Genomic DNA, 23,585 nt, shown 5'->3' with positions numbered 1-23,585 from the left:
GCATCGTGCCGCGGATGGCGGTCAGGCCATAGTAGGCGGATCAAGCCGCGCCTGCCGGAGCCTGTGGATAACGCTCTGACCTGCTGTTTTGACGGTCATCTGGCTCGGGTCTCAGGAACAGACGGTCCCTGCCTTCGGCACCCTCCCGTCGAGCAGATAGCCGTTCACCGCACCCTGCACGCACTTGTTCTTGCTGTCGTACGAACCGTGCCCCTGACCCTTGTACGTCAGCTCGACCCCGACGCCCGGGCCCAGCGCGTCCACCATCTTCTTCGCGCCCTCGTACGGTGTGGCCGGGTCGCCGGTGTTGCCCACGACGAGGATCGGGGCGGAGCCCGGCGCGCTCACGTCGGGGTGGTCGCCGGACCCCGCCACGGCCCAGTCGGTGCAGCTGACCATGCCCCAGGCCAGGAAGTCGCCGAACAGCGGTGAGGCGGACCGGAACTCGGGCAGTTTCTGCTGCACGAAGCCGGGGCTGTAACGCGGCTTGTCGTCGGCGCAGTTGATGGCGATGTTGGCGGCGGAGATGTTGCTGTACTCGCCGTTCTCGCTGCGCCCGTTCAGCGAGTCGGACAGCGACAGAAGAATCCTTCCGTCGCCCTGGTAGGCCTGCTCCAGGCCCTCGGTGAGGTACTGCCAGAAGTCCTTCGAGTACAGCGCCTGCGCGATGCCGTTGGTCGCGGCGGTCTGTGTCAGCCGGCGGGGGAAGATGCCGGTGATCGGCTCGCTGTCGAGGTTCTTGAGCAGCGTGGCGATACGGGTTTTCACGTCCTGCGCCGTGTCGCCGATGGGGCAGTCCGTGGTCTTGGACGTGCAGTCCTCGGCGAAGTTGTCGAGCGCGAGCTGGAAGCCCTCGGCCTGTCCGAGCGAGCTCTGCTCGGAGTTCTGCGTCGGGTCGACGACCGCGTCGAAGACGGCGCGGCCCACCTTCTTCGGGAACAGGTGGGCGTAGACGCCGCCGAGTTCGGTGCCGTACGAGATGCCGAAGTAGTACAGCTTGTGGTCGCCGAGGACCTGCCGCATCAGATCCATGTCACGGGCCGCGTCGGTGGTGCGCACATGCGGCAGCACCTTCTTGGAGTTCTTCTCGCAGGCCGCGTTGAAGTCCTTGGTGTTGTCCAGGTACTCGGTCTGTTCACGTGCGTTGTCCGGGGTCGCGTCCTGCTGGAAGTACGCGTCGAGTTCCTGGTCGCTCTCGCACTTCACGGGGGCGCTGCGGCCGACCCCGCGGGGGTCGAAGCTGACCAGGTCGTAGCGGGTGCGCAGGGTCGCGTAGTCCTCGCCGAAGGAGGGCAGCGTGGTGACGCCCGAGCCGCCCGGCCCGCCGAAGTTGAAGACGAGCGAGCCGATGCGCTTGTTCTGCGGGCCGCTCGTCCTGGCCCGGATCAGCGCGATGCCGATGGTGTCGCCCTTGGGCTTGTTCCAGTCGAGGGGCGCCTTCATGGTGGCGCACTGCCAGGTGCCGTGCTTCGGCAGTGGCGAGGGCGCGCCCCCGCCGCCCTCCGCGGCCGACGGCGCGGGGCAGTCCTTCCAGTCCAGCTTCTGGGTCGACAGATTCCCGGAGTTGTTGCTGCCGGAGTCATCGCTGCAGCCGGCCAGCACGGAGGACAGGAGCACGACGGCGGCGGTCACGGCAGCGGCGCGCGGACGGGAAGGGTTCGGCATGCCTCCATCCTGCGGCCGTGCGGGGCGGGATGCTCGGGACACGGGCCGTACGAGGTACGCGCGCGTACAGCCGCCGTACCAGAAAACCGTCGTACTAGAGCGAGCCCTTGCGGGAGAGGTGGTTGAAGGCCAGCCAGCCCGGCAGCACCGGCAGCCACAGGGTCAGCAGCCGGAACAGCAGGACGGCGGGGGCCGCGACCTCCTTGGGCAGGCCCACCGCGATCAGACCGACCGTCAGGGTCGCCTCCACCGCGCCCACGCCGCCCGGGGTCGGGGCCGCGGATCCGAGCGCGTTGCCGGCGAGGAAGACGACGGCGACGCTGGCGATGCTGAGCGTGGTCCCCTGGCTGCCGAAGGCGCGGATCGAGGCGTCCAGGCACATCACGAAGCAGGCGGTCAGCAGCAGGGTGCCGCCGATGCCGCTGACGAGCTTCTGCGGCCGCTGCAGCACGTCCAGCATGCGCGGCACGACACCGGCGAACAGCGACCGCACGCGCGTGACGACGAACTTGCGCAGGAACGGCACCGAGGTGACCACCAGGACGAGCACCGCCACGGTGAGCAGACCCGCGATGACCGTCCGGGACGGCGAGAGCGACGGGGTCTTCTCGGTGCCCGTCAGATAGCCGAACGACAGCAGCATCACGATGTGGCAGCCGAGCCCGAACAGCTGTGAGGCGCCGACGCTCGCCACCGCGAGCCCCGGGCGCACGCCCGAGCGCTGGAGGAAACGCGTGTTGAGCGCGACACCGCCCACCGCGGCCGGGGCGACGATCTTGACGAACGACCCGGCGACCTGCGCGGCCACGGCCCGCACGAACGGCACCCGCTCGGGCACGAACCCCAGCAGCGCCATGGCGGCGGCGAAGTAGCTGGCCGCCGAGAACGCCACGCCCGCAAGGACCCAGCCCCACTTCGCGTTCGAGATCAGGGGGCCGAACTCGATGTGGGTGAGCTGCGTCAGCAGGAAGTAGGCACCGAAGGCGCCCGCGATGAAGCTGATCAGCGTGCGCGGCCGCACCCGTTCCAGGCGGGCGGGCTCGACCGGCGCCTGCGGCCTGATGAGCAGCACCTGGTGACGGATCTGGGTGAGCAGATCGTCCTCGCGCGCCTCGTCCAGGGCTTCGTCGAGGGCCCGCTTCTCGGCGCGTTGCTCGGCCCGCTGCTCAGCCCGTACGGCCTTCTTGTCGGGCTTGTCGGATACGGGGGTGCCGTCGTCCGGTGACTCGTCCAGCCGGGCCTGCTTGAGCTGCCGCGAGGCGTCCAGGACCGCCTCGCGCTCGCGTTCGGCGCGCTCGCGGGCCAGTCTGCGCAGGGTCGAGCGCGAGGTGCGGCTGAGCGCGATGGGCTGCAGCATCGGCAGGCAGTCGGCCACGGCGTCAGGACCGAGCACGCCCACCGCGGAGGCCACCGCGCGCTCGGCGCCCACCCGCAGGCCGAGCGTGACCAGGAGCTGCGAGACGTCCATGCGCAGCAGCAGGTCGCCGGCCGCGATCTCGCCGACGCGCAGATCGGTCAGGATCACCGTGCCGGAACGATCCACCAGGATCGCGTCGCCCACCAGCCTGCGGTGCGCGATGCGCCGCGACTGCAGGGCCCGTACCTGGTGCCAGGCGTCGTGCAGCAGCTCGTCGGTGATCTCGTCGTCCGCCAGCGTGTCGAGGGTGCGCCCGCCGGTGTGCTCGTAGATGAGCATCACGGCGTCGGGGCCGAGTTCCGAGGTCGCGATCAGCTTGGGTGCGTTGGCGCCGGCCGCGATCGCCGCGTAGGCGAGCAGCGCTTCCTGCTCCAGCGCCTGACGCAGTGACTGCAGGCTGCTGCGCGTGGCGAAGCCGCGCAGCGTCAGATTGCGCCACGCGCGGTAGAAGAAGCCCTGTGCCTGCTGCTCGCGGTCGACCACCGTCACATCCAGGGGCGGACCGTCCTCCAGGGTGACGAAGTACCGCCGGCCGCGGTCGCCGGTCTCGGGCGTCTCCGGCACTTCCTCGCGCGCGGCGGTCACCGGACGGAATCCGACGTGCCGCAGGCCCGCCATCAGCGTGCGTCCCGTGGGGCGGACGTTGGGCGAGCCGACCGCGTACAGCGTGCCGTAGGCCACGGTCCAGCCGATCAGCACCGTCAGGATGATCGAGAACGGCGTGGTGTAGCCGGTGACGAGCATCGAGAAGGCGTCGAGGAGCAGCACGATCCACAGCACCGCGCGCCAGCGCGGCCGGCGGGACATGCCGACCGCGGTCATGTACGCGATGACCGGCGCGAGATAGCCGTGCACCGGGTCGGTCAGGGCGTGGATGTCGCCGGGGGAGGGCTGGGTGAGCGCCTCCTGGATGGAGTCCGGGGCGGCCTTGGCGACCCACAGGTCGGTGGCGAGTGTCACTCCGTGGGCGAGGACCGCCGCGAGCACGCCGTCGGCGATGCGCAGCCCGTCGCGCTTGATCAGCCGCTCGATCGCGAAGGCGACCGGCACGAGCAGGATCGCGATGCTGGAGGCCAGGCCGGCGATCTTGATGAGCAGGTCGGGCGCCTGTCCGGTGCCCTTGTTGATGTCCTGTTCGAGCCCCGAGGTGGTGCCGTGCGCGAACGCGGCGATGGCGAGCAGGACGGCGACGGCCAGTACGCCCACCATGAGGCGCATCAGGTCGGACGGGCGGTGCACGCGCGCGGGGAGCAGCGGTTCGTCGCCCTCCACCTCGTCGATGTGGGCCTCGTCGAGGTACGGGTCCTCGTTCCTGCCCGCGCTCTTCGAGCCGGCTGACCTGCCGTCCGGAGCGGTCTGCTTGCCGTCCGGGGCGGTGGTCCCGGCGTCCGTTCCGGAGCCGGTGGCGCTGCCCGGGCGCGACGAAGCGTCAGAGGTGCTCTCCGCGTCCTCTGGGTGCGCACCCTGCTGCTTCATCGTCTCTTCTTGATCTCGTATCAACGGTCACCGCCCGCATGATGGTGGCATGCCCCACCGACACGCGGGGGTATCAGGGTGCACGTGCGGGGCGCACAGTCTGCCGGAAGTGCCGCCCTGGGGCGAGGGTCACGCATAGTCACCGGCCCGTCGCACTGTCGGTGGCATGGGGCAGGATGAACCGGATGAGCGAGGAGAGCCTGCCGCACGACGACCGTCCGGAACACTCCGACGCGCTGCCGGAGTACGCGGAGCGGGTCCTGGAGGTCGCCGAACTGATTCCGCCCGGGCGCGTGATGACGTACGGGGATGTCGCCGAATGGCTGCAGGAGGGCGGCCCGCGTCAGGTCGGCCGGGTGATGGCCCTCTACGGCGGAGCCGTCCCGTGGTGGCGCGTCGTACGTTCGGACGGCGTCCTGCTCCCCGGCCACGAACTGCGGGCGCTCGACCGCTACCGCGTCGAGGGCACGCCCCTCAAGGAGGCGAGCAGGGCCGCCGAGGGCCACCTGCCGCGCCTCGACATGAGACGGGCGCGGTGGGACGGCGGCGGACGCGCGGAGGGTCACACCTGACAGCTTCCGCCATGTGGCAGGTCCGCGTGTGACCCGTGATCCGTACGGGGGAACAGAGGCACGTTTGTGGCATGCCGTACGTTCGTGGGGCGAGGGGCCTGCGGGTCGCGAGTGCCGAGAGGGAAGAAGCGGAAGACCGACTTCCGCAGCTGCCGTCGGCGTAGCGTCGGCTGCATCAGTCCCCCTCACCCCCTGACCACCGTCCTCCACGCACTGTGGTCCGACAACCAGCGCAACCACCAGGACCGGCGAACCACGTGAGCTCCTCTTCCTCCACCAGGCGCCTGCCGCACCCCCAGGTGCGGCAGGGGAACCGTGGCGCTTACCGTCTGGTGCGTACTCCGCCGACCCGACAGGATCCCCCTCGTCTTGACGCGTCACAGCGCTCCGTGGTTGACCACGAGGGCGGCCCGCTGCTCGTCCTCGCAGGTCCGGGCACCGGCAAGACCACCACGCTCGTGGAGTCCGTGGCCGCGCACGTCGCCCGCGGCGGCGACCCCGAACGCATCCTGGTGCTGACGTTCAGCCGCAAGGCCGCCGTCGAACTGCGCGACCGCATGGCCCTGCGCATCGGGGCGGCCCACGCGCCCCGGGCCACCACCTTCCACTCGTTCTGCTACGCCCTGGTCCGCGCCCACCAGGACAGCGACCTGTTCGTGGAGCCGCTGCGGCTGCTGTCCGGCCCCGAGCAGGACGTGACGGTCCGCGAACTGCTCGCGGGCCAGGCCGACCTGGAGCGGCTGGGCCTCGCGCATGTGCGCTGGCCCGACGAACTGCGCGCCTGTCTCACCACCCGCGGCTTCGCCGACGAGGTCCGCGCCGTCCTCGCCCGCAGCCGCGAACTGGGCCTCGGCCCCGGCTCCCTGGACGCCTTCGCCCGCCGCATCGGCCGCCCCGACTGGCGCGCCGCGGCCGCCTTCCTCGCCGAGTACCTCGACGTGCTCGACCTGCAGGGCGTGCTCGACTACGCCGAACTGGTCCACAGGGCCGTCCTCCTCGCCCGCCGCCCCGAGGTGGCCGGGCAACTGGCAGCGCAGTACGACGCCGTCTTCGTGGACGAGTACCAGGACACGGACGCCGCCCAGGTACGGCTGCTGCACGCGCTCGCCGGCGGCGGCCGCACCCTTGTCGCCTTCGGCGACCCCGACCAGTCGATCTACGCCTTCCGCGGTGCGGACGTCAACGGCATCCTCGAGTTCCCGGACACCTTCCCGCGCGCGGACGGCCGCCCGGCGCCCGTGGAGGTCCTGCGCACCTCACGCCGCTCCGGTGCCGCGCTGCTCGCCGCGACCCGGCTGGTCACCCAGCGCATGCCGCTCACCCGCCTCCCCGCCGAAAAGGTGCGCGCGCACCGCACGCTCGCCCCGGTGCGCGACGGCGGACGCGTCGAGGTGTACACGTACCCGACACCCGGTACGGAGCTGGACAACATCGCCGACATCCTCCGCCGGGCCCACCTGGAGGACGGGATTCCGTGGCGTGAGATGGCGGTGCTGGTGCGCGCCGGGTCCCGCACCATCCCGACGGTCCGCCGCGCCCTCACCGCCGCAGGCGTCCCCCTGGACATAGACGGCGACGACCTACCCCTGCGCCACGAGCCGGCGGTGGCACCACTGCTCACGGCGCTGCGGGCGGTGGCGGCTGCGGAGGCGGAGCGTTCCGAGGGGGTGGCCGCTGCGGAGGCGGAGCAGTCCGAGGCTCCCCCTGCGGAAGAGGAACCCCCTGCGGAAGAGGCGCCGCCCGTAGAGCCGGAAACACCGCCCACCCCGTGGCTCGACACCGAAACCGCCCTCACCCTGCTCGCCTCACCCCTCGGCGGCATGGACGCCGCCGATCTGCGCCGTCTGGGGCGGGCCCTGCGCGACGAGGAGCGGGCCGCGGGGAACGCCCTGCCGCCGCCCTCGGACGAGCTGCTCGCGCGGGCGCTGGCCGAACCGGAGCGACTCGCCGTCCACGACCCCGCGTACGCGCGTGGCGCCCAGCGGCTCGGCGCGCTGCTGCGCAAGGCCAGGGAACGCCTGGCCCGTGGCGGCACGGCCGAAGAGGCGCTGTGGGACCTGTGGGAGGGCACACCGTGGCCGGTCCGCCTGGAGCGGTCCGCGCGCCGCGGCGGAGCGGCGGGACGCAACGCCGACCGTGACCTGGACGCCGTGTGCGCCCTGTTCGCGACCGCCACGCGCGCGGAGGAGCGCACCGGCGGCCGCGGCGCGCTCAACTTCCTGGAGGAGATCGAGGCCGAGGACATCGCCGCCGACACCCTCACCCGGCGTGCGGTACGACCCGACGCCGTACGCCTGATGACCGCGCACCGTTCCAAGGGCCTGGAATGGCGCGTGGTCGTCGTCGCCGGAGTGCAGGAGGGGCTGTGGCCCGACCTGCGCCGCCGCGGCTCGCTCCTGGAGGCCGACCGCATCGGCCGGGACGGACTCGCCGAACCGCTCACCCCGGGTGCGCTGCTGGCGGAGGAGCGCCGGCTGTTCTACGTGGCCGCCACGCGCGCGCGTGAACGTCTCGTCGTCACCGCGGTGAAGGCCCCCGCGGACGACGGCGACCAGCCCTCCCGCTTCCTCACCGAGCTCGGCGTCGAGCCCAAGGACGTCACGGGCCGCCCCCGCCGCCCGCTGTCCGTCGCCGCGCTCGTCGCCGAGCTGCGGGCCACGACGGTCGACCCGCGCGTCTCGGACACCCTCAGGCAGTCCGCCGCCCAGCGGCTGGCACGGCTCGCCGCGCTCGCCGACGAGGACGGCCGCCCGCTCGTCCCCTCGGCCCACCCCTACCGCTGGTGGGGCATGTTCGAGCCGACCGAGAGCAAGGTGCCGCTGCGCGACCGCGACCAGCCCGTCGTGCTCTCCGGCAGCGCCCTGGACCAGCTCGCCAACACCTGCACCCTGCAGTGGTTCCTGGGCCGCGAGGTGAAGGCCGACGCACCCGCGACCACCGCCCAGGGCTTCGGCAACGTGGTGCACGTCCTCGCCGACGAGGTCGCCTCCGGGCACACCCCCGCCGACCTCGACGTCCTCATGGAACGCCTCGACTCCGTGTGGAACGCGCTCGCCTTCGACGCGCCGTGGAAGTCGGCGCAGGAGAAGGACAACGCGCGCGTGGCGCTCGAACGCTTCCTGAAGTGGCACGTCATGGACCGCGCGGGCCGCACGCCCGTCGCCAGCGAGCACGGCTTCGACGTCACTCTCGAAGCGGGCGACTACGAGGTGCGCATCCGCGGTTCCATGGACCGCGTCGAGGCGGACGGCGAGGGGCGCGCCTACGTCGTCGACTTCAAGACAGGCAAACAGGCGCCCACCGCGCGCGAGATGGAGCGCCATCCCCAGCTCGCCGTCTACCAGCTCGCCGTCCGGGAGGGTGCCGTCGACGACGCCTTCGACGGGCAGCGCCCCGAGGCCGGGGGCGCCGAACTGGTCCAGCTGCGCCAGGGCGCCGCCGTGCGCGACGGCGGCGAGACGCTCCCCAAGGTGCAGGCGCAGGAGCCGCTGGAGGGGGAGTGGGTCGGCGAACTGCTCGCCACCGCCGCCGGCAAGGTGCTCGACGAACGCTTCACGCCGACCGCCGGACAGCACTGCGCGCACTGCGCGTTCCAGGCGTCCTGCAGCGCCCGGCCCGAAGGACGCCACATCGTGGAGTGACGAGGGTGATCCATCACACCACGCGTGCTGACCTGCACTTCTCGCCGACCGCGGGCCGATGCGGCCTCCACTGTCAGTGGCCGCCGCTAGCCTCTCTGACGTGCCGCCACGTATCACCGATCCCGATCAGCTCAAGGAGCTCCTCGGGATCCCGTTCACCCCGGAGCAGACGGCCTGCATCATCGCGCCGCCCGCCCCGCAGGTGATCGTGGCCGGAGCCGGGTCCGGCAAGACGACCGTGATGGCGGCACGCGTGGTGTGGCTGGTCGGCACCGGACAGGTCGCTCCGGAACAGGTCCTCGGACTCACCTTCACCAACAAGGCGGCGGGCGAACTCGCCGAGCGCGTCCGCAAGGCGCTCATCAAGGCGGGCGTCACCGACCCCGACGTCATCGACCCGGACAACCCGCCGGGCGAGCCCGTGATCTCCACCTACCACGCCTTCGCGGGCCGCCTCCTGACCGACCACGGACTGCGCATCGGCCTCGAACCCACCGCGCGACTGCTCGCCGACGCCACCCGCTACCAGCTCGCCGCGCGCGTGCTGCGCGAGGCGCCGGGCCCCTACCCGGGACTCACCCGCTCCTTCGCGGACCTCGTCAGCGACCTGCTCACGCTCGACGCCGAACTCTCCGAACACCTCGTGGCACCGGCAGAGGTGCGCGCGTACGACTCCGAGCTGCTGCGCACCCTCGAGGGCGTCAGACTCAGCAACGACGCCCTGCGACAGGTGCCCAAAGCGGCCGCGGCGCGCCGCGAACTCGCCGACCTCGTGGTCCGCTACCGAGCCGCGAAACGCGAGCGCGACCTGCTCGACTTCGGCGACCAGATCGCCCTGTCCGCGCAGCTCGCGCAGATCACCGAGGTCGGCCGCACCCTGCGCGACGAGTTCCGCGTGGTCCTCCTCGACGAGTACCAGGACACCTCGGTGGCCCAACGCATCCTCCTTGCAGGCCTGTTCGGGGGCGGCACCGGCCACCCGGTCACCGCCGTCGGCGACCCCTGCCAGGCCATCTACGGCTGGCGCGGCGCCTCCGTCGCCAACCTGGACGACTTCCCCGAGCACTTCGCCCACCCCGACGGCCGCCCCGCCACCCGGCAGGCGCTCAGCGAGAACCGCCGCAGCGGCGGCCGCCTCCTCGACCTGGCCAACGGCCTCGCGGAGCCGCTGCGCGCCATGCACGCGGGCGTGGAGGCCCTGCGGCCCGCGCCCGGCGCCGAGCGCGACGGCACGGTGCGCTGCGCGCTGCTGGCCACCCACGCCGAGGAGATCGAGTGGCTCGCCGACTCCGTCTCCCACCTGGTGAACACCGGGAAGGCGCCCGGTGAGATCGCCGTCCTGTGCCGCACGGCGACCGACTTCGCCGAGATCCAGGGCGCGCTCGTCGCCCGGGACGTACCCGTCGAGGTGGTCGGACTGTCCGGGCTGCTGCACCTGCCCGAGATCGCCGACCTGGTCGCCGTCTGCGAGGTGTTGCAGGACCCCGGCGCCAACGCCTCCCTGGTCCGGCTGCTGACCGGCCCGCGCTGGCGCATCGGCCCGCGCGACCTCGCCCTCCTGGGACGCCGCGCGCGCCTCCTCGTCAGCCACGCGCGCGTGGACGACGACGACCGGGACCGCCGGCTCGCCGAGGCCGTCGAGGGGATCGACCCCTCGGAGGTGACCTCGCTCGCGGACGCCCTCGACACCTTCCTGGAGATGCCGCTCGACGCCGACCGGGAGGACGACGGACTGCCCTTCTCGCCGGACGCGCGCGTGCGCTTCGCTCGCCTGGCCGCCGAACTGCGCGATCTGCGCCGGTCGTTGTCCGACCCGCTGATGGACGTACTGCACCGCGTCCTCGCCGTGACCGGCCTGGAGGTGGAACTGTCCGCGTCCCCGCACGCCCTGGCCGCACGCCGTCGCGAGACCCTCTCCAACTTCCTGGACATCGCCGCCTCGTTCGCCGCCGGCGACCAAGAGGCCACCCTGCTCGCCTTTCTGGCCTTCCTGCGCACCGCCGCCCAGTACGAGAAGGGCCTCGACAACGCCCTCCCCGGCGGCGAGAACACCGTCAAGGTCCTCACCGCGCACAAGTCCAAGGGCCTGGAGTGGGACGTCGTGGCCGTCCCCGGACTGGTCACCGGCACCTTCCCCAGCACCCAGGGCCGCGAGAGATGGACCTCCCAGGGCAAGGTGCTGCCGCACGAGCTGCGCGGCGACGCCGCCACCCTGCCCGACGTCGATTCCTGGGACTCCCGGGGCCTGAAGGCCTTCCAGGAGGCGATGAAGGAGCACCAGCACACCGAGGAACTCCGCCTTGGCTACGTCACCTTCACCCGCCCCCGCTCACTGCTCCTGGGCTCGGGCCACTGGTGGGGCCCCACGCAGAAGAAACCGCGCGGCCCCTCCGACTTCCTCCAGGCCCTGTACGAGCACTGCGAGGCCGGGCACGGCGAGATCGAGGCGTGGGCGGACGAGCCCGCCGAGGACGAGGAGAATCCGGCCCTGCACACGGCGAGCGCCGAGCAGGCCTGGCCCCTGCCCCTGGACGAGACGTCCCTCGCCCGGCGCCGCGCGGCCGCCGAGACGGTCCTCGCCCACCTGGAGGAACTCGCCCTCCACGAGGACGGCCACCCCACGGCCACGCACGACCCCGACAGCCACGACGACCCGGACTGGCCGGCGCCACCGGACGACGAGGAGCTGCCGTACGAGAACGAGCCGCCCTACGAGAACGAGCCACCCTACGAGGGCGAACCACCGTTCGAGGACGATCTCCCGTACGACGAGGAAGCGCTGTACGGCGACGAACCGCCGTACGAGGGCGAGCCGCCGGGCGAAAAGCCCCCCTTCACGGACGACGAACTCCCCTCCACGGGCGAAGCCCCGTCCGGTTGGGACTCTTGGTCCACAACCCGCCCCACCGTCCCGCACCAGGCATCGTCCCCTGACGCTTCCGGGACACCGCCCCCGGAGGCCCCCGATCCGCGTGGCGGCACGCGCGCGTACCCGCACCGCCCGCCTCGCGAGCCCGCCCGCCTCACCGCGCAGGAGGTCCGCCTCACCCCTGAGGAGGCCCGCACCCTCGCCTCCTGGGACCGCGACCTGGACGCCCTCACCGGTGAGCTCCTGCGCGCGCGGGAGGCCGTCACGGAAGTCCCCCTGCCCGCGTCGCTCACCGCGTCCCAGGTGCTGCGCCTGGCCGCCGACCCGGACGGTTTTGCACAGGAACTCGCGCGGCCCATGCCCCGCCCGCCGCAGCCCGCCGCCCGCCGGGGCACCCGCTTCCACGCCTGGGTCGAAGCGCGCTTCGAAGAGCTGACCCTGCCCGTGCTGGAGCCGGAGGAGTTGCCCGGCACCGATGCCGAGATCGCCGACGAGCGCGACCTGGAAGCACTCAAGGAGGCCTTCGAGCGGACCGAGTACGCGCACCGCACGCCCCACCGTGTGGAGGCGCCCTTCCAGCTCGCCATCGCCGGACGCGTGATCCGGGGCCGTATCGACGCCGTCTACAGGGAGAGCGCCGACGGCAAGGGGACGACGTACGAGATCGTCGACTGGAAGACCGGTCGCACCCGCTCCGGCGACCCCCTCCAGCTCGCCCTGTACCGGCTCGCCTGGGCCGAGCAGCAGGGCGTTCCCCTGGAGTCCGTCAACGCGGCGTTCCTCTACGTACGCACGGGTGAGGTCGTACGACCGCAGGGCCTGCCGGACCGGGCCGCACTGGAACGGCTGCTGCTGGGGGAGCCTGCCGCGACGGCAAACTGTGAGGAACCGCCCAACGACGATGTCGGTGCGGGCCGATAGGCTCGTGACCATGAGCCAGCCCGTTGACAGTGCCGTCAGCGCCGTCCGTACGTACCTCGCACAGCATCGCGCCGCCTTCCTCGACGACCTCGCCGAGTGGCTGCGCATTCCGTCCGTGTCGGCCCAGCCCGATCACGCGCCCGACGTGCGCCGCAGCGCGGAATGGCTCGCCGTCAAGCTCCGGGAGACCGGCTTCACGACCACGGAGGTCTGGGAGACCCCGGGCGCCCCGGCCGTCTTCGCCGAATGGCCCTGCACCGACCCCGAGGCACCCACCGTCCTCGTCTACGGCCACCACGACGTGCAGCCCGCCGCCCGGGAGGACGGCTGGGACAGCGACCCCTTCGAGCCCGTCGTCCGGGAGAACCGTCTCCACGCGCGCGGGGCGGCCGACGACAAGGGCCAGGTGTTCTTCCACACACTCGGCGTCCGTGCCCATCTCGCCGCCACCGGCCGCACCGCTCCCGCCGTCCACCTGAAGCTGCTGATCGAGGGCGAGGAGGAGTCCGGCTCCCTGCACTTCCGCGCCCTCGTCGAGCGGCACGCGCAGCGGCTGGCCGCCGACGTCGTCATCGTCTCCGACACCGGTATGTGGTCCGAGGACACCCCCACGGTGTGCACCGGCATGCGCGGCCTCGCCGAGTGCATGATCCACTTCCAAGGCCCCGACCAGGACATCCACTCCGGCTCCTTCGGCGGCGCCGTCCCGAACCCGGCCACCGCCGCCGCCCGCCTCGTCGCCGCCCTGCACGACGAGCACGCACGCGTGGCGGTCCCCGGCTTCTACGACGGCATCGTCGAACTCACCGACAGCGAGCGCGAACTCCTCGCCGAGCTGCCCTTCGACGAAAAGCAGTGGCTGCGCACCGCCAAGTCGTACGCCACCCACGGCGAGGCCGGGCACACCACCCTGGAGCGCATCTGGGCCCGCCCCACGGCCGAGGTGAACGGCATCGGCGGCGGCTACCAGGGCCCCGGCAGCAAGACGATCATCCCGTCGTCGGCGATGGTGAAGCTCTCCTTCCGGCTGGTCGCGGGCCAGGACCCCGGCCACATCGAGAAGGCTGTCCGCGCGTGGGCCACCGAACAGGTGCCCGCCGGTATCCGGTGCGAGATCACGTTCGCCCCGGCCACGCGCCCGTGCCTGACGCCGCTGGACCACCCGGCCCTGCAGTCCGTGGTCCGGGCCATGGGCCGCGCCTTCGACCAGAAGATCCGTTACACGCGAGAGGGCGGATCCGGACCCGCCGCCGACCTTCAGGAGGTCCTCGGCGCACCCGTGCTGTTCCTGGGTATCTCCGTCCCGTCCGACGGCTGGCACGCTCCGAACGAGAAGGTCGAGCTCGATCTCCTCCTCAAGGGCGCCGAGACCAGCGCACACCTGTGGGGGGATCTCGCCGAGACCTGGCGCCATGCGCCCTGAAGCCTCCGCGTTGTCCGGAGCGGCACCGCGCGCGGAGCACACTGGAAGGACCGCCCCGCACCGCCCGGCCCCGCCGGATCCGGCCGCCCCCTGCCCCACGTCCCGCCGAACCACCTGCCGAAACAATCCGTTCCACCGGGGGAGTTGGAAGCACCCGTGACCACCAGGACCGACCACACCGCCGATCGCCCCATCTCGCTCACCGCCCCTAGCGGAATCGACCGCGCCGCCCACCACCGCCTCGACGAGGCCTGGCTCGCGGCGGCCTGGAGCCACCCCTCGACCCGCTGCTTCGTGGTCTCCGGCGGCCAGGTCCTCATCGACGAGACGCCCGACGGCCGTACCGAACTCGTCATGACCCCTTCCTTCGAGGCCCCTCTGACCGAGGCGCACCGCTACTTCCTGGGCACCGACGAGGACGGCGTCAGCTACTTCGCCCTCCAGAAGGACGCCCTGCCCGGCCGTATCGACCAGTCCGCCCGCCCGGCGGGTCTGCGCGAGGCGGGCCTGCTGCTGTCGCCCCGCGACGCGGGCCTGATGGTGCACGCGGTCGGCCTGGAGAACTGGCAGCGCACCCACCGCTTCTGCTCCCGCTGCGGCGAGCGCACGGTGATCGCCGCGGCCGGCCACATTCGCCGCTGCCCCGCCTGCGGCGCCGAGCACTACCCGCGCACCGACCCCGCCGTGATCATGGCCGTCACCGACGACCAGGACCGCATCCTGCTCGGGCGCCAGGTGCACTGGCCCGAGGGCCGCTTCTCGACGCTCGCCGGGTTCGTCGAACCGGGAGAGTCCATCGAGCAGTCGGTGCGCCGCGAGGTCTTCGAGGAGGCGGGCATCGTCGTCGGCGACGTGGAGTACATCGCCAGCCAGCCCTGGCCCTTCCCGTCCAGCCTGATGCTCGGCTTCATGGCCCACGCCACCTCGACCGACATCAACGTCGACGGCGACGAGATCCACGAGGCCCGCTTCTTCTCCCGCGACGAACTGGGCGCGGCCTTCGAGTCCGGCGAGGTGCTGCCCCCCTACGGCATCTCCATCGCGGCCCGCCTGATCGAGATGTGGTACGGCAAGCCACTGCCGACGAGGAGCTTCGTCTGAGCGGCGGAGCGGCCGGGCGGCCGAACCGCGAGAAGGCGGCCCCTGAGTTGCCTCAGGAGCCGCCTTCCCGGCGAAGCCGTGGGGTGTCTACGCGCCGATCTTCTGCTTGACCTGCGCCAGCGACGGGTTGGTGAGCGTCGAACCGTCGGGGAAGAGCACGGTCGGGACTGTCTGGTTTCCGCCGTTCGCCTTCTCGACGAACGCCGCCGACTCCGGGTCCTGCTCGATGTTGATCTCGTTGTACGTGATGCCCTCGCGGTCCATCTGGCTCTTCAGCCGGCGGCAGTAGCCGCACCACGTGGTGCTGTACATCGTCACAGTGCCCGACATGTCTCTCGCGCTCCTCAACAGCTGGGGGATCGGTGCTCGCAGAGAGGGAACGTACTTGAATGCGCCACCATTCCCCGGGGTGGTATCCGGCCCGAGGTGACGCCTGCCGCATTAGTACGACTGCGGGTGCCTGCCTGTGGACAACCGCCGCACTCGTCTCCGGCGACCTGGCAGCATGGCGGTGTGACAGCAGCAACGCACTCCACGCTCTTCCCGCGGGTACCGGACTCGGCCGACGCGGTGCTCGAAGGGCTCGACCCCGAGCAGCGCGAGGTGGCCACCGCCCTGCGCGGCCCGGTGTGCGTGCTGGCGGGCGCCGGCACGGGCAAGACACGGGCGATCACCCACCGCATCGCCTACGGAGTGCGGGCCGGCATCCTGCAGCCCTCCAGCGTGCTGGCCGTCACCTTCACCAACCGCGCCGCCGGGGAGATGCGCGGACGCCTGCGCCAGCTCGGCGCCGCAGGCGTCCAGGCCCGCACCTTCCACTCGGCCGCCCTGCGCCAGCTGCAGTACTTCTGGCCGAAAGCGGTCGGCGGCTCCATGCCACGGCTCGTCGACCGCAAGATCCAGCTCGTCGCGGACGCGGCCGCCGCCTGCCGCATCCGCCTCGACCGGGGCGAGCTGCGGGACGTCACCGCCGAGATCGAATGGTCCAAGGTCACCCAGACCGTCCCCGCCGACTACGCGCCGGCCGCCGCCAAGGCCGGCCGTGAGTCCCCCCGCGACCCGGCCGAGATCGCCCAGCTCTACTCCGTCTACGAGGACCTCAAGCGGGACCGCTCCGTCATCGACTTCGAGGACGTCCTGCTGCTGACGGTCGCCGTCCTCCAGGACCGGCACGACATCGCCGAGCAGGTCCGCTCCCAGTACCAGCACTTCGTGGTCGACGAGTACCAGGACGTCAGCCCGCTCCAGCAGCGCCTGCTGGAGCTGTGGCTCGGCGAGCGGGACAGCCTGTGCGTGGTGGGCGACGCCAGCCAGACGATCTACTCCTTCACCGGAGCAACCCCCGACCACCTCCTCGACTTCCGCACCCGCCATCCCGGAGCCACCGTCGTCAAACTGGTCCGGGACTACCGCTCCACCCCCCAGGTCGTCCACCTCGCCAACGGCCTCCTCGCCCAGGCCCGGGGCCGCGCCGCGGACCACCGCCTGGAGCTGATCTCCCAGCGCGAGCCGGGTCCCGAGCCCGCCTACACCGAGTACACCGACGAGCCCGTGGAGGCCGAGGGCGCCGCCCGCCGCATCCGCGAACTCATGGAGTCGGGCGTCCCGGCGAGCGAGATCGCCATCCTGTTCCGTACGAACGCCCAGTCGGAGACCTACGAGCAGGCCCTGGCCGACGCGGGAATCCCCTACCAGCTGCGCGGCGCCGAGCGGTTCTTCGACCGCCCCGAGGTGCGCAAGGCGAGCGTCGCCCTGCGCGGCGCGGCCCGCTTCGGGGGCAACGACTCCCTGCTCGACGACGTCGTGGACCTGCCCTCCCAGGTCCGCGCCGTGCTGTCGGGGGAGGGCTGGACGGCTCAGCCCCCGGCAGGCTCCGGCGCGGTCAGAGAGCGCTGGGAATCCCTCGCCGCCCTCGTGAACCTCGCGCGCGACTTCGCCGCTGCCAGAGCCGGCGCCACACTCGGTGACCTCGTGGCCGAACTCGACGAGCGGGCCAACGCACAGCACGCCCCCACCGTCCAGGGCGTCACCCTGGCCTCCCTGCACTCGGCCAAGGGCCTCGAATGGGACGTCGTCTTCCTGGTCGGCGTCGCCGAGGGCATGATGCCGATCACCTACGCGAAGACCGACGAACAGATCGAGGAGGAGCGCCGCCTCCTCTACGTCGGCGTCACCCGGGCCCGGGAGCGCCTCTACGTCTCCTGGTCGCTGTCCCGCTCGCCGGGCGGCCGCCCCAACCGCCGGCCCAGCCGGTTCCTGGACGGGCTGCGTCCGGGCTCCACCGGCACGGCGGGCCGCGCCGCCGTGGCAGGGGCAGGAGGAGTCGAGCGCGGTTTCACCAGCGCACCGGCGGCCGCGCCGCGGCGCAAGCAGCGCACCCCGGCACGCTGCCGGGTGTGCGGGCGCACGCTCACCGACGCCGGCGAGATGAAACTGATGCGTTGCGAGGACTGCCCCTCCGACATGGACGAGGGGCTCTACGAGCGGCTGCGGGAGTGGCGCGCGGTCCAGGCGGAGCGCAGCGGGCAGCCCGCCTTCTGCGTCTTCACCGACAAGACCCTGATGGCCATCGCCGAGTCCGTTCCCGACGACGAGCGCGAACTGGCACGGATCCCCGGGGTCGGCATGCGCAAGCTCAATCGCTACGGCACCGAGGTCCTGGCCCTGTGCGCCGGCCGCGAGCCCGTGGAAGAGGCCGAAGAAGAGGACGAAGACGACTGATTCAAACTCGTCGGAAAAATAGTTTGCGCATGCCCCAGCGATCCCCATAGGTTCTTGTCCACGGGGACGGAGGCCTTCTCGGAGGCCCCGATTCCGTGTTCTACTTGCATATCCGTCGGACTGGTTCATCCAGTCCCCCGAGACGCCGAGAGGAGGCGATTGAAGTGATCAGCATCAGCAACAGCACCGTGAGCACCGCCAAACTGACCGATCGCGCGATCGTCTCCCTGTGCATGCTCGGCGCCTCGAACCAGGGCACCGGTCTGTCCGGCATTCCTGCCGCCGGTCCGGCGTCCGCCCCCGTGTCTCTCGCGGGCCTTCCCGTCCGTGAGCGCAATGAGCGACCGATCAAGGCACTGGAAGCAGTAGTGGCACAGGCGAAGGCCTATGCCTTTACCGCGACCGGTGCCGGAAGCCGGAAGCAGACGACGCAGCACCACCTGATGTGGGCCTTCCGTGGGCCAGATCCCTGGAGTGATCCAGCCTGATCTTTGATCAGGCCGGCGCCTTCAGGGCCGCGGAACCCCATCCGGGATCCGCGGCCCTTCTGTTTGCCCCACCACCGGGGGCGACGGAGAGAAGGGGCCTCGGGACAAAAAAAGAACCCGGTACCAGCCGACCACCGGTCCAACAGGGCCGGAACGACCAGACGAGGAAGACGAACCGTGCAACTCGAAGCGCACGCCCCGTCCGTACCGCCTTCAGACACGATCCCCAAGCCCGGTTCCACGGAGGACTCCACCTTGATCCCGCTCACCGCGCTCACCGCGCTCGACGACGCCATCGAGAACCTCGGTGTACCCGTCCCGTGCCGCTCCTACGACCCGGAGGTCTTCTTCGCCGAGTCGCCGGCCGACGTCGAGTACGCCAAGTCCCTGTGCCGCACCTGCCCGCTGATCGAGGCCTGCCTCGCCGGCGCGAAGGAGCGGCGTGAGCCCTGGGGCGTCTGGGGTGGCGAGCTGTTCGTCCAGGGTGTTGTCGTCGCCCGGAAGCGGCCGCGTGGCCGCCCGCGCAAGAACCCGGTCACGGCATGAACATCACAGGAACGATCGACCGTCCCCTCACGAACGACCCCAAGAAGCAGGCCCCGATGAAGCCGTCCACCAACGAGCCCACCGGCTCCGCGATCGAAGACCTCACCACCACCGGCGCGACCGGCTCGCGCCAGAACAGGACCCGAGAGATGCAACTCATCCCAGAAGCCCTGGCTCGTGCGCATATGCACGACCGGCTGCATGAAGCCGAGCGGGAACGCCGGGCCATGAGCCTGGTGGTCGCCCGCCGGATGCAGCGCCGAGCCGAGCGCGCCTCGCGGCGTGCTCGCCGCGCGCTCGCCGTGGCGGTCATGCAGTAGACAACGACACCTGAAGCGGTGGCCTCCCCGACCGGGAGGCGCCAGCTGCCTGCGGGGGCCGGTCCGTCCGAACGGACCGGCCCCCGCGGTGCGTTCGCACGGCGGTGGTGGTCACGCCTCGACGGCTTCCTCCTCGTCCGCCTCCACCACGAACCCCGGCAGCCACTCCTCCAGCTCCTCACGCAGCCGCACCGTCGCCCCCAACTGGCACAGCACACCGATCGTGCTCAGGGTGACGCGGTGAATCAGCAGATAGGCGGGCGGAAGATTCAGCTGCTTGCCCAGCTGGTACGCGGGGGAGCGGGGGTCGGCGATGCGGGCCGCCTGGCTGCGCATCCAGCCGCGGGTGAAGGTGAACTCGTCGGCTTTGGCCGGTTCGATGATCGGCAGGAGATAGTCGAGGACGGCGCTCGGATCCAGTTCTATGGAGTCCTTGACGAAGCCCTCCGAGCACAGCAGTTCGTAGACGGCCTCCGCCTCGCCGTCGAGAGTCATCCGCAGAGAGCTGCCGATGGGGGTCGGCAGGCCGCCCGGGAGGCGGTCGACCGTGCCGAAGTCCAGCACGCCCAGGCGCCATTGCTCCTCGTCGTCCGGGCCGCCGGGCAGCAGGCGGAAGTTGCCCGGGTGCGGGTCGGCGTGCAGCAGGCCGGTGCGGGCCGGCCCGGAGAAGAGGAAGCGGGCCAGGAGCTGACCGGCCCGGTCGCGCTGCTCCTGGGTGCCCTCCGCGATGACCTCCGACAGCGGTATGCCGTCGATCCACTCGGTGATCAGCACCTGGTCGCACTGGTGGACCACGCCCGGCACCAGGACGTCCGGGTCGTCCGCGAACTCCTCGGCATGCGCCTGCTGGGCCTGGGCCTCCAGGGCGTAGTCCAGCTCCTCGGAGACACGGTCCCTGAGCTCCGCGATCAGCGGCTTGATGTCCATGCCGGGGATGAGCGGCCCCAACAAGCGGGCGAATCGGCTCAATTGCCCCAGGTCGGACAGGAGGGCGTCGCCGGCTCCCGGATACTGGACCTTGACCGCCACCTCGCGGCCGTCGTGCCACACCCCGCGGTGCACCTGCCCGATCGAGGCCGCGGCGGAGGGCTTGTCCTCGAACTCGAGGAACAGGTCGGCCCAGTCCTCACCCAGCCGCTCGCCCAGCACCCGGTGCACGGTGCTGGTCGGCATCGGCGGCGCCGCCTCCTGCAGCTTCGTCAGCGCCGCGCGGTAGGGACCGGCGACCTCCTCGGGCAGCGCGGACTCGAAGACCGACAGGGCCTGGCCGAACTTCATGGCGCCGCCCTTGAGCTCACCGAGCACCTTGAACAGCTGCTCCGCCGTGCGCTGTTGCAGTTCGCGGCCGACGATCTCCGCGGACTCGCCGACGATCCGCTTGCCGAGCCCCCAGGTGGCCCGCCCGGCGAAGCCGAGCGGGAGCGCGGCGAGCTTGGCGGTCCGGGTGACCGCCTTGCGCGGAAGATCAGACATGCGCCCTCCAAGTCCCTGCCGGCCGCGCCGCGTCTGCCTTACGGCACAACGTCTTCGGCGACCGTTGCCCCTCCATTGTCCCGTGTGGCTCCTCGTCCTTTGAGGGGCGTTCACCCTTTCCTTTCTCCGCACTTCCGCAGGGGCATGCGGGATGTGCCCAGACGGGCCGGGCGTGCCAGGTCAGACCCGGTAGCGAGACCTCCCAGCGCGCGCCGGCGCTCGTCGGGAGGTGCCCGTCCAGGAAGGAGAGTGCGTGCGCGGACGCCAGCCCGGCGACCGTTGTGGCAAGTGTCACATCGCAGGCGCGCCCCGGGCGTGGCCCGCCGGAGCGCCACTGGGCGACCAGTCGGGGCCAGGCCGGATCCCGGTCGGTGCGCGCCTCGTGCAGACAGCCCGCGCAACTGGTCTCGCCGGGCAGGACGAGGGGGCCGACGACGCCCGTCGCCTCCACGACACCGGCGTACAGATGCGGCGTGCCCGAGGCGATGAGCGGTTCCGCGGTGGACGGCGCGGGCGCGTGCACGGCGACGTCGTCGCGCGGGGCCAGGATCACCAGGGAGAAGCCGGGCTCGCCGGCCGAGAGCCGGTCGGCGCGGACATGGCGGGGCGGCCGGTCCGGAGCGGCCCGGCGTACCGCCCGACGGGCCGCTTCCTCCCTGCGGTCGCCGACGGACTCGGCGGGCAGGCCGCCCGGTGCCACATCACCCGCCTCGACCCGGCCGATGTCCCGCACATCGACCTCGCCGATCCCGGCGCCCGCCAGCAGTGAGGCGAGCACCGTGCCCACTCGGCCGGCGCCCCGTACCTGGACGCGCAGCGAACGGCGCGCGGCCAGTCGCGCGATGGCGTCGCCCGGTTCGGTGGTGAGCAAGGAGAGGGAGGCGAGATCCGGGCGCAGCCGGGCCATGACCTCCTTCTTGCCCCGCAGTTCGTCGGCGTCCGGCCCTCCGCCCCTGACGTCGTCCAGGAGACCCGCCCGTGCCAGCCGCTCCACCAGTCTGTCGACATGTCCGTCAGGCAGATCCATCCGGCACCCCTCCTCGCGCAGGAGGGGCAGTCCGCGGGTGCCGTTGAGCAGATCGAGGAAGCTGCCCGTCGCCGTGTCCACCGGCCCCAGCGTCAGCGCATGCGCCGGTGCCATCCCGAACTGCACCGTGTTGAGATCGCGCCATCCGCGTCGCAGCGCGGGCTTCACCGCAGGGGCGATCAGAGCAGCCGCAGCCGTCGGGACAACCGGAGCCGTCGGAACAGCCGCATCCGTCGCGGCAACCGGCGCAGTCGGCGTATCCAGCGCAGGCGGAACCGTAGCTTCCATCGCGTTCATCACAAGCCCCCGTAACCTTCGCAGAACATCCCCGTTCGCCGGCCGGGCCCGGTCATGGCTCCGTCCGGCAGGAACCAGCATGCCCAAACCGGCCGACAGCCACCGAAAGTTATCCACAAGCAGCGAGGATTCGTCGTACAAATCAAACGCCTGGTGGGCGATCGGCACGGAACCGTCCCGGAGTCGGGACTTCCCCCATGTGCAGCGGGTAACGTCGGGGCGTGCCCGCCGACCCACTGCACAGCGCCAGAACGCCACAGCGCAGTACGACGAGCCAGCCGCCGAGCGGCTCGGGGGCGAGCGCGATCGAGGTCCGCAGGAGCGCCCGTCGACGCAGGACGGTCTCCGCGTACCGCGAGGGCGATCGCACCGTCGTACTCATCCCTGCCCGGATGTCCGAGGCGGAGGAGCAGCGCTGGGTGAGCGTCATGCTCGACAAGCTGGCCGCCCAGGAGAGCAAGCGGGTCCTCGGCGACGGCGAGCTGGCCGAGCGCGCCGAGCGGCTGTCGGCGCAGTACTTCGACGGACGCGCCCGGCCCACCTCGGTGCGCTGGGTCACCAACCAGAACACGCGCTGGGGCTCGTGCACCCCCTCCGAGGGCAGCATCCGCCTGTCGCACCGGCTGCAGGGCATGCCTGAGTACGTCGTCGACTACGTGCTCGTCCACGAACTGGCACATCTGCTGGTCCCCGGGCACGGCCCCCGCTTCTGGCGTCTCCTGGAGGCCTTTCCGCGCACCGAACGGGCCCGGGGCTATCTCGAAGGCGTGGTCGCCGCCGAACGGCTGCCGCATCTGCCCGGCACGCGCGAGGACTGAGCGGCACCCGCGAGGAGCGGGCGCGGCCCCCGGGCAGGGAGCACCGTCCCCGGGACGGCGGTTGTGTACCGGGTCTGTACCGACTTCTTCCGGTGTCCGAGTTTGCCGTTAGCCTGGCGCGACGCACTCACATTCGGGATGGGGGACGGTCGTTACGCATGGCCAGGGAATTCCAACGCGGCCACAAGGCCAAGATCAGTGACCTGACCGCGGGCACGGATCTGTACGTAGGTGTGCAGATCAGCGGCCCCGGACTGACCTTCGACATCAGCTGCTTCGGTCTCGACGCCGACGAACGGCTCTCGGACGACCGCTACTTCGTCTTCTTCAACCAGCCGAAGTCCCCCGAGGAGTCCATTCAGCTCCTGGGCGAGCAGGCCGGTGACACGCAGTCCTTCCGGGTCACGCTCGACAGGATCCCGGCGCAGATCCAGAAGCTGTCGTTCACGGCGACGCTCGACGGCGCCGGGCAGATGTCGCAGATCGCCCCCGGATACCTCCGCATCGTCGCGGGCGGCGAGGAGGTGGCCCGGTACGCCTTCGACGGCTCGGAGTTCACCACCGAGCGAGCCGTGATGCTGGGCGACTTCTACCTGAAGGACGTGTGGCGCTTCGCCGCTGTCGGACAGGGCTTCGACGGCGGCCTCGAGGCGCTGCTGAAGAACTTCGGCGGCGAGGTCATGGAGGAGGAGCAGCCCGCCGCCCCCGCTCCGCAGCAGCCGCAGCAGACCGGCGCCACCCCCGGCTTCGCCCCGCCCGCGTTCGCCGCCCCGGCCGCTCCGGCGCCGGCTCCCGCGCCCGCTCCGGCCC

At 71.7% G+C, this 23,585-nt stretch carries 16 protein-coding genes; 11 read left to right on the top strand and 5 right to left on the bottom strand.

The annotated features are described in order from the left end of the window. Positions 1 to 111: 111 nt before the first annotated feature. Both JYK17_RS14850 and JYK17_RS14845 read right to left on the bottom strand, forming a co-directional pair. Positions 112 to 1,665: an alpha/beta hydrolase gene (locus JYK17_RS14850; protein WP_222810529.1), complete on the bottom strand. Its 1,554-nt coding sequence runs from the start codon at positions 1,663 to 1,665 to the stop codon at positions 112 to 114. 94 nt (positions 1,666 to 1,759) lie between these two features. Next, positions 1,760 to 4,558 carry a lysylphosphatidylglycerol synthase transmembrane domain-containing protein gene (locus tag JYK17_RS14845; RefSeq protein WP_181362552.1) on the bottom strand — a complete coding sequence of 933 codons (2,799 nt, stop codon included), beginning with the start codon at positions 4,556 to 4,558 and terminating at the stop codon, positions 1,760 to 1,762. 185 nt (positions 4,559 to 4,743) lie between these two features. Here JYK17_RS14845 and JYK17_RS14840 point away from each other — a divergent pair, with 185 nt between their 5' ends. From JYK17_RS14840 to nudC, 5 genes are all read left to right on the top strand, one after another. Continuing rightward, positions 4,744 to 5,130, top strand: a complete 387-nt coding sequence (locus JYK17_RS14840) for an MGMT family protein (protein ID WP_108014017.1) — start codon at positions 4,744 to 4,746, stop codon at positions 5,128 to 5,130. Positions 5,131 to 5,387: 257 nt separating this feature from the next. Continuing rightward, complete coding sequence (locus JYK17_RS14835; RefSeq protein ID WP_222810528.1) at positions 5,388 to 8,771, top strand: ATP-dependent helicase; 3,384 nt, start codon at positions 5,388 to 5,390, stop codon at positions 8,769 to 8,771. A 100-nt stretch (positions 8,772 to 8,871) separates the two neighbouring features. Further along, entirely contained in the window at positions 8,872 to 12,561 is a 3,690-nt protein-coding gene (locus tag JYK17_RS14830) for an ATP-dependent helicase (RefSeq protein ID WP_222810527.1), read from the top strand. A 10-nt stretch (positions 12,562 to 12,571) separates the two neighbouring features. Next, on the top strand, positions 12,572 to 13,984 hold the full coding sequence (locus JYK17_RS14825) for a dipeptidase (protein WP_222810526.1): 1,413 nt from the start codon (positions 12,572 to 12,574) through the stop codon (positions 13,982 to 13,984). A gap of 156 nt (positions 13,985 to 14,140) precedes the next feature. After that, positions 14,141 to 15,085, top strand: coding sequence for an NAD(+) diphosphatase (nudC, locus tag JYK17_RS14820; RefSeq protein ID WP_108014020.1), 945 nt, complete (start codon positions 14,141 to 14,143; stop codon positions 15,083 to 15,085). An 87-nt stretch (positions 15,086 to 15,172) separates the two neighbouring features. On the opposite strand, the gene JYK17_RS14815 is transcribed toward nudC, so the two are convergent. Then, complete coding sequence (locus tag JYK17_RS14815) at positions 15,173 to 15,415, bottom strand: mycoredoxin (RefSeq protein ID WP_108014081.1); 243 nt, start codon at positions 15,413 to 15,415, stop codon at positions 15,173 to 15,175. A 183-nt stretch (positions 15,416 to 15,598) separates the two neighbouring features. Between JYK17_RS14815 and JYK17_RS14810 the strand changes: the two genes are divergently transcribed. From JYK17_RS14810 to JYK17_RS14795, 4 genes are all read left to right on the top strand, one after another. Further along, on the top strand, positions 15,599 to 17,806 hold the full coding sequence (locus tag JYK17_RS14810; RefSeq protein ID WP_181362553.1) for an ATP-dependent DNA helicase UvrD2: 2,208 nt from the start codon (positions 15,599 to 15,601) through the stop codon (positions 17,804 to 17,806). Between the two features lie 164 nt (positions 17,807 to 17,970). Continuing rightward, complete coding sequence (locus tag JYK17_RS14805; protein WP_108014021.1) at positions 17,971 to 18,294, top strand: RAD23 family protein; 324 nt, start codon at positions 17,971 to 17,973, stop codon at positions 18,292 to 18,294. A gap of 177 nt (positions 18,295 to 18,471) precedes the next feature. Next, positions 18,472 to 18,840, top strand: coding sequence for a WhiB family transcriptional regulator (locus JYK17_RS14800; protein WP_108014022.1), 369 nt, complete (start codon positions 18,472 to 18,474; stop codon positions 18,838 to 18,840). Further along, positions 18,837 to 19,160, top strand: coding sequence for a putative WhiB-interacting protein (locus JYK17_RS14795; protein ID WP_108014023.1), 324 nt, complete (start codon positions 18,837 to 18,839; stop codon positions 19,158 to 19,160). Before JYK17_RS14800 ends, JYK17_RS14795 begins: the two co-directional genes overlap by 4 nt. Before the next feature lie 111 nt (positions 19,161 to 19,271). Here JYK17_RS14795 and JYK17_RS14790 read toward each other — a convergent pair whose 3' ends face one another. Both JYK17_RS14790 and JYK17_RS14785 read right to left on the bottom strand, forming a co-directional pair. Next, the gene (locus tag JYK17_RS14790; RefSeq protein WP_108014024.1) at positions 19,272 to 20,633 is read right to left on the bottom strand and encodes an ABC1 kinase family protein; all 1,362 of its coding nucleotides are present in this window, start codon (positions 20,631 to 20,633) and stop codon (positions 19,272 to 19,274) included. Beyond that, positions 20,626 to 21,840, bottom strand: coding sequence for a TOMM precursor leader peptide-binding protein (locus tag JYK17_RS14785; RefSeq protein ID WP_222810563.1), 1,215 nt, complete (start codon positions 21,838 to 21,840; stop codon positions 20,626 to 20,628). Before JYK17_RS14785 ends, JYK17_RS14790 begins: the two co-directional genes overlap by 8 nt. A 338-nt stretch (positions 21,841 to 22,178) precedes the next feature. Between JYK17_RS14785 and JYK17_RS14780 the strand changes: the two genes are divergently transcribed. Together JYK17_RS14780 and JYK17_RS14775 are read left to right on the top strand one after the other, a co-directional pair. Then, positions 22,179 to 22,775 (top strand): M48 metallopeptidase family protein, encoded by a 597-nt coding sequence (locus tag JYK17_RS14780; protein ID WP_108014025.1) that lies wholly within the window; start codon positions 22,179 to 22,181, stop codon positions 22,773 to 22,775. 158 nt (positions 22,776 to 22,933) lie between these two features. Next, positions 22,934 to 23,585: TerD family protein (locus JYK17_RS14775; RefSeq protein WP_222810525.1), on the top strand; the 652-nt coding region annotated here is incomplete at its 3' end.

This window comes from Streptomyces plumbidurans (genome assembly GCF_019857225.1).
GTDB lineage: Bacteria > Actinomycetota > Actinomycetes > Streptomycetales > Streptomycetaceae > Streptomyces > Streptomyces plumbidurans.
Note: the sequence above shows the minus strand (reverse complement) of the source record. Positions and strands in the feature narration are given on the sequence as shown.